The organism is Nocardia sp. NPDC004722 (assembly GCF_053601505.1).
In genome coordinates, this window is the sequence record NZ_JBSGBY010000306.1 from 1 (window position 1) to 10,072 (window position 10,072).

The following is a 10,072-nucleotide window of genomic DNA, read 5'->3' on the forward strand; positions in this document are numbered from 1 at the left end:
GCCACCCTGTTCGCGTTCGCGGCGCTCATGAATCCGGACGGCTCGATCGCGGTGTTCATGATCGTCGGTGGCCTCGCGGGTATCGCCAATGCCATGCGCGGGGGCGGCGGTCGCGGTCGCCGTCACCACCGGCACCGTGCCGTCGCCGACCGCGGCACGCTGCTCGAAGTAGTCCTCCGAGCTGGCCTGCTTGGTGACTCGGGCGGGCGCGGAGTCGTATCCGGCCGCGCGCTCCTCACGCGGCGCGGGCGCGGGGGCCGGGGCCTCTTCCACGGCGACGTCGTTCTGATCCGGCAGGATGGTCGCCAGGCCGCGCAGCGCGCGCCCGAAATCCGGGTCGATCAGATCCGAGGCGGGATCGTCGAGCGGGACCACCGAGCCGCCGTGCGCGTCCGGCTGGTAGCGCCAGTGCGCGGCGATCACGGAACGGCCCGCCTGCCACTGCAATTGGGCCACCCAGTAGCCCTTCTCGTCCTTCCAGGCATCCCATTCGGCGACCTCGATATTGTGGCCGCGCTCGGCGAAGGCGGCCGACACTATCTCGATCAGGGTCTCCACGGCGGGGCCGTCGTTGCGGACGGGGTGCGCCTTCTGTGCCAGCTCGGCGGCCCGGGCGCGTTCCAGCAGAACGGGATACGCGAAACGCTCGACGCGCGACAGGGGCATGCCGGACTCTTCGGTGACCTGCTCCACCGAGGCGCCGGCACGGATACGAGCCTGGATATCGCGTGGGCGCATCGTCGCTTCCGTCTCGATCTCGATTTGGCCGAACCTGGCAAGATCTCCGCGGGCAGCGGCGCGCAGTTTGTCATCGGCGGCGAGCCGGTACTTCTGGCCGCTCTCGGTATCGATGCACACGATGTGCGTGGAATCGGGCGTCAATCCGATCACTCGAAGTTCACGCACCGTTACCTCCTGTTCGCTGCGTCCCTCACAGCTATAGCTAGGCTCGCGACACCGCCCACGTTCTGGAACAGTAGTGCACTTCTGTTAATCATGGGGCAAGACACGCGGCGCGGAAATCTGTTCCCAGACTTCCGCGCCGCATTAGTGTGATCGATTCGCCTCAGTGGCGAAACCGATTTCACGGTCCCTCATCGATCGTGAAGAAACCGTGAACCGGTGCCGTTCTCACTGATCAGCCGAGCTTTTCGACGACCCAGTCGATGCAGCGGGTGAGCTGCGAGACATCCTCGGGGTCGATGGCCGGGAACATGCCGATGCGCAGCTGGTTACGACCCAGCTTCCGGTACGGCTCGGTGTCCACGATTCCATTGGCGCGCAGCACCTTCGCCACCTGCGCCGCGTCCACGGTGTCGGCGAAGTCGATGGTGCCGACCACCTGCGAGCGCAGCGCCGGGTTCTGCACGAACGGCGTCGCGAATTCGCTGGTCTCGGCCCACGAGTACAGGCGCGAGGAGGTGTCGGCGGTGCGCTTCACGGCCCAGTCCAAACCGCCGTTGCCATTGAGCCATTCGATCTGGTTGGCGAACAGCAACAGGGTGGCAAGCGCCGGGGTGTTGTAGGTCTGGTCCTTGGTGGAGTTGTCGACCGCGATCGGCAGCGACAGGAACTCCGGCGTCCAGCGACCCGAGTTCTTGATCTCCTCGACGCGCTCGAGCGCCTTCGGGCTCATCAGCGCGATCCACAGGCCGCCGTCGGCGGCGAAGCACTTCTGCGGGGCGAAGTAGTACACGTCGGTGTCGGTGATGTTCACCGGCAGACCGCCCGCGCCGGAGGTGGCGTCGATGGCGATCAGGGCGTGGTCCGAGTTCGCCGGACGCGACACCGGAATGGCGACACCGGTGGAGGTCTCGTTGTGGGCCCAGCCGATCAGGTCGACCGAGGGGTCCGAGGTCGGCTCGGGGGCGTCGCCCGGCTCCGACTTGACCACGATCGGGTCACCGATGAAAGGGTTGCCCTTGGCGACCGAGGCGAACTTCGAGGAGAACTCGCCGTTGCTCAGGTGCAGCGACTTCTCGCGGATCAGGCCGAAGGCGGCGGCATCCCAGAACGCGGTGGTGCCACCGTTGCCCAGCACGACCTCGTAACCGTCGGGCAGGGAGAACAATTCGCGCAGACCGGAGCGCACCCGCGCCACCACGTCCTTGACCGGCTTCTGGCGGTGCGAGGTGCCGAACACGGAAGCGCCGGTATCCACCAGGGACTGCAACTGCTCGGGGCGGACCTTGGAAGGGCCGCAACCGAACCGTCCATCGGCGGGCTTGAGATCGTCGGGGATGGTCGGGAACGCAGAGGTCATGGCGACAAGGGTAAAGGGGCTATCACCCGAGTACGCGAGGGGGTCCGGGCCCTGAAAACCTTCCGACCCCCACGTTTGGCGTCCCCTGTTTCGCCTCGCCACAAACCGCGCGTAACGCTGTGGCACGAACCACACAACCATTACGGTTTACCGCCATGGACATGGCCGCACACGAGCGACCGAGCACCACCCCCGACCTGCCGCCCGCTTCCACCCCCAGCGCACCCCCGGCAGCGACTCCCGGACCATCGCAGCGTCGGCAAGACCCCTTGCCACGCCCGCCCCTCGGCCTGCTGGCCCGCCTGTCCTCACAATTCGGCTCCCGCGGCCTCACCCGCCGCGGCCCCACCCTCGACGACGCCGCCCGCCGCGAACTGCTCCTGCACGGCACCGAAGGCACCGCCACCATCCTCAGCGTCCGCAGCGCCACGAAACCCCCACCCGCCCAACCTGATTCGATGCCGGTGTCCGACACCCGGGCCGATATTCGCACCCGGGCCGAGAAGCGGGTGGACGCGCGGGCGGCGGCGGAGCGCCGCGCCGAAGCGCGGGATGCCGAGGCGGCCGAGCGCGGGTCGGAGTTCTGGGTGCGGATTCAGCTCGAGGATCGGCATGCGTACGAGACGCGGGTGCGGCAGCGGGTGAGCGCGGCGGATCGGGAGTGGATGCAGCCGGGGGACATCGTGTGCTGCCGGGTGGATCCCGGCGATCACGACCGGGTGGTGTTGTATCTGCCCGCGCCCGAGGAGACTTCGCGCACCAATATCGCCAAGATCCTGGCCGACGGGCGGCGGGCCCGGGCGACCGTGCTGGCCGCCACGCCGGTGGCCGCCGACTACACCGGGCGCGACGATCCGGTGCTACGGCTGGATCTGGAACTGCGCGCCTGGGACGAGCCGACCCCGTGGCGGGTGCGGGTGGTGGCGCCGGTCCCCTTGTCCGCCATGGAGTTGATCGATCTGGGCCGTCACCTCGAGGCCGCCTTCTTCACCGTCGACCGCGGCGAATCCGTGGCCGTCGACTGGGCGGCATCCCGCGAGGTGTGACCGCTAGGGCAGGTGCACGAATTGGAAGCCGTTGGCCTTCAGCGCCGGCAGCGCGGCCAGCATGCCCGGCCCGGTGCCGGACTTGGGGCGGTGCATGTGGGCCAGCGAGATGCCGCCGGTCTTGGCGGCGTTCATGTTCTGCTGGACCTGCGCGGCAGAGGCGGTCGCACCGAAATCGGCGTTGAGCGAATAGCCGACGGGCGTCTCCCCCAGCTCCTTGACGATGCTCACCGCCACATCGTCGTAGTGGGCGGTGCCCGCCCGGAAGAAGCGCGGCGCGTGCCCGACGAGCGCGGCGATGCGCTGATGATTGCCCCAGACCTCGTCCACCGCGGCCTGGGTGGAGGCGGTGCCCTTGATCTCGTAGGCGGCGCGGCCGGTCACCGACAGCGGGCAGTGCACGGTCCCGTGATTGCCGATCTCGAAGAGCGGATTGCTCGCCAGCTGCGTGGCCCGCGCCGGATTGGCGTCGATCCAGCGCTTGTTCAGGAACAGGGTCGCCGGGATCTGCTGCGCCTGCAGGAAAGCCAGCAGGTTCTCGTCGATGTCGTTGTTGCCGGGTCCGCCGCAGGCGTCGAAGGTGACCGCGAACTGTTTACCGGTGGCATTGAATCCGGAGATGATGCCGTCGATGTCGGTGCCCCACGCCTGCGGCTGCCGCCCGGCGTACTTGGCCGCCACCGCGTCGGGGTTGGCGGCGGAGAACGGTAAGTGAGCGGGCGCGGTGGCCGGATCGGCCCCCGCACGCGGCGGTTCCAGGATGCGATCGGACGAATTACCGCTCGCCACGCCGCATCCGGCGGTGACGAGGCCTGCGGCGAGCGCCGCACCCGCGGCGAAGAGGCCGCGCCTGGAAAGTCCTGCGTCGAGCACCGATGCAGGTTATGTGAATCCGATCTCAGAGGCCAGGACCCGAATCATGTTTATTTCAACTGTCGCGGTCCGGCAACCAGCTCACCACGGTTGTTGGGGCTGTTGTAATCCACTGTTCGACCGCAGGATTCACGGCGAGAGCGGCTTCGAGTTCATGCCATCGGCCGAATTGCCCCAGACTGTAGCCTGCTCGACCGAATCAACCGTTTCGCAAGGAATCGAATGACATACCCGAACAACCCGTATCCGCAGCAGCCGCAACAGCCGCAGCAGCCCGGATACGGCTACCCGCCCGCCGACCAGTCCGCTCCCGGCGGCTACGGCGCTCCCCAGCAGCCCGCCTACGGCGCTCCCCAGCCCGGTTACGGTGCGCCGCAGCCCGGTTACGGCGCCCCGCAGCAGCCCGCGTACGGCGCGCAGCCCGCGTACGACGCCCCCAAGCCCGCCTACGACCAGTCGCCCTACGGCGCTCCCCAGCAGCCGGCCTACGGCGCACCGCAGCAACCCGCTTACGGCGCACCGCAACCCGCGTATGGCGCGCCGCAGCCCGCCTATGCTCCGTTCGGGGGATACGGGGCACAGTATGCGAGCTGGGGCGCCCGCGTCGGCGCGTACCTGATCGACTACCTGATCGTCTTCGTGCCCGCCATGATCCTGTACTTCATCGCGGGCGCGGCCGGTACGTCGAAGGTCGAGTGCACCACCAGCAGCACCTACGACGTCAACTGCACCGGTGGCGGCATGAACGCCTTCGGCTACATCCTGATGCTGCTGGCCTTCGCGGTCAGCTTCGGCGGCTCGCTGTACTTCGCGTACATGGAGGGCACCACCGGGCAGACCATCGGCAAGAAGACCGTCGGCATCAAGCTGATTCGCGAGTCCGACGGGCAGCCGGTCGGCTTCGGCCTGGCCTTCGGCCGTCGTCTGCTGCACGTCATCGACGCCCTGCCCTGCTACATCGGCTTCCTGTGGCCGCTGTGGGACGACAAGAAGCAGACCTTCGCCGACAAGATCGTGAACACGACCGTCGTCAAGGCTTGATCCTGCTCGTAAAACGATGGCCCGCAGCCTCTTCCGCTGCGGGCCATCGTCCGTTCAGGTCTATCTACTTGTGCGACACCAGTTCCCAGCCCGCCACCGTCTCCGGCTGGCGCGGGGCCGGGCCGGTGTAGATGGCGGCCGGTCGGACCAGCTTGCCCAGCTTCTTCTGCTCGAGGATGTGCGCGCACCAGCCCGCGGTGCGGCCACAGGTGAACATGGCGGGCATCATGTGCGCCGGCACCTCGGCGAAGTCCAGGATCACGGCGGCCCAGAACTCGACATTGGTCTCGATGGCGCGGTCGGGGCGACGCTCGCGCAGCTCGGCCAGGGCGGCCTGCTCGAGCGCGGCGGCGACCTCGTAGCGCGGGGCGTCCAGGCGCTTGGCGGTCTCGCGCAGCACGCGGGCGCGCGGGTCCTGGGCACGGTAGACGCGGTGCCCGAAGCCCATCAGCTTCTCCTTGCGGTCCAGGATGCCCTTGACCAGAGCCCGTGCGTCGCCGGTCTTCTCGACGGCTTCGATCATGGGCAGCACGCGGGCCGGAGCGCCGCCGTGCAGCGGGCCGGACATGGCGCCGATGGCGCCGGACAGCGAGGCCGCCACGTCCGCGCCGGTGGAGGCGATGACGCGGGCGGTGAAGGTGGAGGCGTTCATGCCGTGCTCGGCGGCGGAGACCCAGTAGGCGTCGATGGCCTCGACGTGGCGCGGGTCCGGGTCACCCTTCCAGCGGGTCATGAACCGCTCGGTAATGGTGGTGGCCTCGTCGATCTTGGCCTGCGGCACGGCGGGCTGGTAGATGCCGCGCGCCGACTGGGCGACATAGGACAGCGCCATCACCGAGGCGCGGGCGAGGTTCTCCCGCGCGGTGTCGTCGTCGATGTCCAGCAGCGGCTGATAACCCCAGATCGGGGCCAGCATGGCCAGGCCGGCCTGCACGTCCACCCGCACGTCGCCGGTGTGGATCGGCAGCGGGAACGGCTCGGCGGGCGGTAGGCCGCGGCCGAATTCGCCGTCCACGAGCAGGGCCCAGACATCACCGAAGGTGACCCGATTCGCGACGAGATCCTCGATGTCGACGCCGCGGTACCGGAGCGCACCGCCGTCCTTGTCGGGTTCGGCGATATCGGTGGTGAAGGCGACCACGCCCTCCAGACCGCTCACGAAGCCGTCCGGGACGACATTGGTGGGTACCGCAGCGCTGGCAGTCATGTTGTGACTCTCCTTGCAAATCGGGCTGCCCGATCCTTGGGCAGCCACGCCGATCATTTGCGAGCTTAACGCGAGGATTACCGCGGAGTAACGTCTGCCCCATGGTTGACCAGGAGAAATTCGCCACTGCCGACGTCGACATCGCCGCCTTGCGCGTCGAATACGGAGTCGATCAGGGCGACAATCATCCGGGCCGCGAGACCGACCTCGACGAGAGCTGGCTGGCCGAGGGCTGGGAACCCTTGCTGCGCAACTGGATCGAGGACGCCACCGGCGCGGGCCTGACCGATCCCAATTCCATGGTGCTGAGCACCGTCGAGCTCACCGAGACCGGGCCCAAGCCGTCCTCGCGAACGGTCCTGTGCAAGGGGCTCTCCCCCGAGGGTGTGACTTTTTACACTAATTACGAATCGTTCAAGGGCCGTCAGCTCACCGAAACCCCCTATGCCTCGGCCACTTTCGTGTGGCAGGCGATGGGGCGGCAGGTCACGGTGCGCGGCCCGGTGCACCGGGTGCCGGTCGAGGCGACCGAGGTCTACTGGCAGTCCCGGCCGCGCGGTTCCCGGCTCGGCGCGTGGGCGTCGGAGCAGTCCCGGCCCATCGCCTCACGCGCGGATCTGGATCGGCAGATGGATCTGACGGCCGACCGCTTCGCCGAGGTGACCGATATCCCGGTGCCCCCGTTCTGGGGCGGATTCCAGATCCAGCCGGAATCCGTCGAGTTCTGGCAGGGCCGCCGCAGCCGCATGCACAACCGGATCAAGGTGACGCTGGAACCGGGCAACACGGATGTGTCGGCCATGAAAATCGAACGGCTGCAACCCTGACCGTGATTGAAGGGGTTTCAGGGGAAGCCCCTGAGAGTCACGAGAGTTGTAAATCTCACGTCCAAATGATGGGATCATCCGCCCAAAAACGGTAGCCAAGCACTGTTTTGCCTGGCTAATGTCATTTCGGTGAAGCTGCTCGCCGACATAACTCCATTACGGAATCCTGACTACCGCCGGTTGTGGACCACCGGCATCGTCACGGTCATCGGCGCGCAGCTGTCCGTAGTCGCGGTCCCGAAACAGCTCTACGACATCACCCACAGCTCTTCGTATGTCGGCCTGGCCGGTCTGTTCGGCCTCATCCCCCTCATCGTGTTCGGCCTGTGGGGCGGTGCGCTCGCCGACGCCATGGACCGCCGCAAGATGTTGCTCATCACCAGCGCGGGCACCGGCATCACCTCCCTACTGTTCTGGGCCCAGGCCGCCGCCGGACTGAACAACCCGTGGCTGGTGCTGATCCTGTTCTCGGTGCAGCAGGCGTTCTTCGCCATGAATCAGCCCGCGCGCAGCGCCATCTACCCGCGCCTGCTGCCGCCCGAACAGCTCCCGGCCGCCAACTCGCTGAGCATGACGGTCATGCAGTTCGGCGCGATCGCGGGACCGGTGCTGGCGGGCATGCTGATTCCGTTCGCGGGCCTGTCCACGCTCTACCTCATCGACTCGATCGCGCTGCTGGCCACGCTGTGGGCGATCTGGAAGCTGCCGCCCATCCCCCCGCACGGCGAGTCGGGCCGCGCGGGCCTGCGCGAGGTCTTCGACGGCTTCGCCTACCTGGCCACCCAGAAGATCCTGCTGGCCTCCTTCGCGGTGGACGTGGTGGCCATGGTGTTCGGCATGCCGCGGGCGTTGTTCCCGCAGATCGCGCAGGACAGTTTCGGCGACTCCGCCTCCGGCGGAACGGCTTTGGGCCTGCTGTTCGCGGCCATGTCGGCGGGCGCGGTGCTGGGCGGGGTGTTCTCCGGCTGGCTGACGCGGGTGCGGCGGCAGGGCCTGGCCGTGGTGGTCTGCATCGTGCTGTGGGGTGCGGGCATGGTCGGATTCGGTCTGGCCGTGGGCCTGGCCGGGCACGGGCTGACAATGACCCTTGCGCTCTGGATCGCCTTGGCCTGCCTGGCCTTCGGCGGCGCCGTGGACATGTTCTCGGCGGCCCTGCGCACCACCATGTTGCAGTCGGTGGCCACCGATGAGATGCGCGGACGACTCCAGGGCGTGTTCATCGTCGTCGTGGCGGGTGGACCGCGCATCGGTGATGTTGCGCACGGTTTCGCGGCCGCGGCCGTGGGTACTGCTGCAGCGGCGGCGGGCGGTGGCGTCCTGGTCGTGGTCGGCATGATGGTCGCGGCCGTGGCGTTCCCGGCGTTCGTGCGATACCGGGTGGCACGTGCGCATTCGGAGGTCCAGCTCGCCTGATATTTCCAGGGTTCATGCACATAGCACATGACCGCCGCTAGTCTCACCTGCGAGCCGATGTGACTGTGAGGTAGCAAAGAGCCACCCTCATTGGTCGGGCGTTGTGGACAGCGGCTAGCGTTGACGCAAGCGCATCGCGCGCCGACCGCGTCCGGTGCCTACGGTTACAAGCCTGAGAGGGATCCTTCCGTGCCCGCTGAGAACATCATCAACGTCGACGACGACGCCAAGCCGGTACTCCAATACCCGGGCGGCGAGTACCCGATGACCGTCGCCAAGGCCGTCGAGGGCAACGACGGGATCGACCTGGGCAAGCTGCTGGCCAGCACCGGGTACGTCACCTACGACCCCGGTTTCATGAACACCGCGTCGACCAAGTCGGCGATCACCTACATCGACGGCGAGGCGGGCATCCTGCGCTACCGCGGGATCCCGATCGAGCAGCTGGCCGGCAAGTCGACCTTCATCGAGGTCAGCTACCTGCTCATCTACGGCGAGCTGCCGACCCAGGCCCAGCTCGACGACTTCACCGACCGCATCCGCCGCCACACCCTGCTGCACGAGGACCTGAAGCGGTTCTTCGACGGCTTCCCGCGCAACGCGCACCCGATGCCGGTGCTGTCCTCCGCGGTGAACGCGCTGTCGGCCTACTACCAGGACTCGCTGGATCCCCGCGATCCCGAGCAGGTCGAGCTGTCCACCATTCGACTACTGGCCAAGCTGCCGACCATCGCGGCCTACGCCTACAAGAAGTCGGTCGGTCAGCCGTTCCTCTACCCGGACAACTCGCTGTCGCTGGTGGAGAACTTCCTGCGGATGACCTTCGGCTTCCCGGCCGAGCCCTACGAGGTCGACCCCGAGGTCGCCGCCGCGCTCGACATGCTGCTCATCCTCCACGCCGATCATGAGCAGAACTGCTCGACTTCGACCGTGCGCCTGGTGGGTTCGTCCGACGCCAACCTGTTCACCTCGGTGTCCGGCGGCATCAACGCGCTCTGGGGCCCGCTGCACGGCGGCGCGAACCAGGCCGTGCTGGAGATGCTCGACGACATCAAGGCCAACGGCGGTGACGTCAAGGAGTTCATCCGCAAGGTCAAGAACAAGGAAGACGGCGTGAAGCTCATGGGCTTCGGACACCGCGTCTACCGCAACTACGACCCGCGCGCGACCATCGCCAAGCAGCACGCCGACGCCATCCTGGCCAAGCTGGGCGGCGACGACCAGCTCTTCGGCATCGCCAAGGCACTGGAAGAGGCCGCGCTCACCGATGAGTACTTCATCGAGCGTCGCCTGTACCCGAACGTCGACTTCTACACCGGCGTCATCTACCGGGCCATGGGCTTCCCGACCCGCATGTTCACCGTGCTGTTCGCCATGGGCCGCCTGCCGGGCTGGATCGCGC

Annotated in this window: 9 protein-coding genes; 5 read left to right on the forward strand and 4 right to left on the reverse strand. The window is 67.6% G+C overall.

Going from position 1 to position 10,072, the window contains the following annotated elements; all coding sequences use genetic code 11:
• Both sepH and serC read right to left on the reverse strand, forming a co-directional pair.
• The coding region (gene sepH, locus ACWELQ_RS26580) for a septation protein SepH (protein WP_452399770.1) at positions 1 to 906 on the reverse strand (906 nt) is incomplete at its 3' end.
• 232 nt (positions 907 to 1,138) lie between these two features.
• Positions 1,139 to 2,263, reverse strand: coding sequence for a phosphoserine transaminase (gene serC / locus ACWELQ_RS26585; protein WP_452399771.1), 1,125 nt, complete (start codon positions 2,261 to 2,263; stop codon positions 1,139 to 1,141).
• A 155-nt stretch (positions 2,264 to 2,418) separates the two neighbouring features.
• Here serC and ACWELQ_RS26590 point away from each other — a divergent pair, with 155 nt between their 5' ends.
• On the forward strand, positions 2,419 to 3,309 hold the full coding sequence (locus tag ACWELQ_RS26590; RefSeq protein WP_452399772.1) for a hypothetical protein: 891 nt from the start codon (positions 2,419 to 2,421) through the stop codon (positions 3,307 to 3,309).
• Positions 3,310 to 3,312: 3 nt separating this feature from the next.
• On the opposite strand, the gene ACWELQ_RS26595 is transcribed toward ACWELQ_RS26590, so the two are convergent.
• Positions 3,313 to 4,182, reverse strand: a complete 870-nt coding sequence (locus ACWELQ_RS26595) for a polysaccharide deacetylase family protein (RefSeq protein ID WP_452399773.1) — start codon at positions 4,180 to 4,182, stop codon at positions 3,313 to 3,315.
• 222 nt (positions 4,183 to 4,404) lie between these two features.
• Here ACWELQ_RS26595 and ACWELQ_RS26600 point away from each other — a divergent pair, with 222 nt between their 5' ends.
• Positions 4,405 to 5,223, forward strand: coding sequence for an RDD family protein (locus ACWELQ_RS26600; protein ID WP_452399774.1), 819 nt, complete (start codon positions 4,405 to 4,407; stop codon positions 5,221 to 5,223).
• A gap of 64 nt (positions 5,224 to 5,287) precedes the next feature.
• On the opposite strand, the gene ACWELQ_RS26605 is transcribed toward ACWELQ_RS26600, so the two are convergent.
• Positions 5,288 to 6,430 carry a citrate synthase 2 gene (locus ACWELQ_RS26605; protein WP_452399775.1) on the reverse strand — a complete coding sequence of 381 codons (1,143 nt, stop codon included), beginning with the start codon at positions 6,428 to 6,430 and terminating at the stop codon, positions 5,288 to 5,290.
• 101 nt (positions 6,431 to 6,531) lie between these two features.
• Between ACWELQ_RS26605 and pdxH the strand changes: the two genes are divergently transcribed.
• The 3 genes from pdxH to ACWELQ_RS26620 form a co-directional block, all read left to right on the forward strand.
• Positions 6,532 to 7,257 (forward strand): pyridoxamine 5'-phosphate oxidase, encoded by a 726-nt coding sequence (gene pdxH / locus ACWELQ_RS26610; protein ID WP_452399776.1) that lies wholly within the window; start codon positions 6,532 to 6,534, stop codon positions 7,255 to 7,257.
• Between the two features lie 129 nt (positions 7,258 to 7,386).
• Positions 7,387 to 8,670, forward strand: a complete 1,284-nt coding sequence (locus ACWELQ_RS26615; RefSeq protein WP_452399777.1) for an MFS transporter — start codon at positions 7,387 to 7,389, stop codon at positions 8,668 to 8,670.
• A 189-nt stretch (positions 8,671 to 8,859) separates the two neighbouring features.
• A partial coding sequence (locus ACWELQ_RS26620) for a citrate synthase (protein ID WP_452399778.1) occupies positions 8,860 to 10,072 on the forward strand: 1,213 nt, incomplete at its 3' end.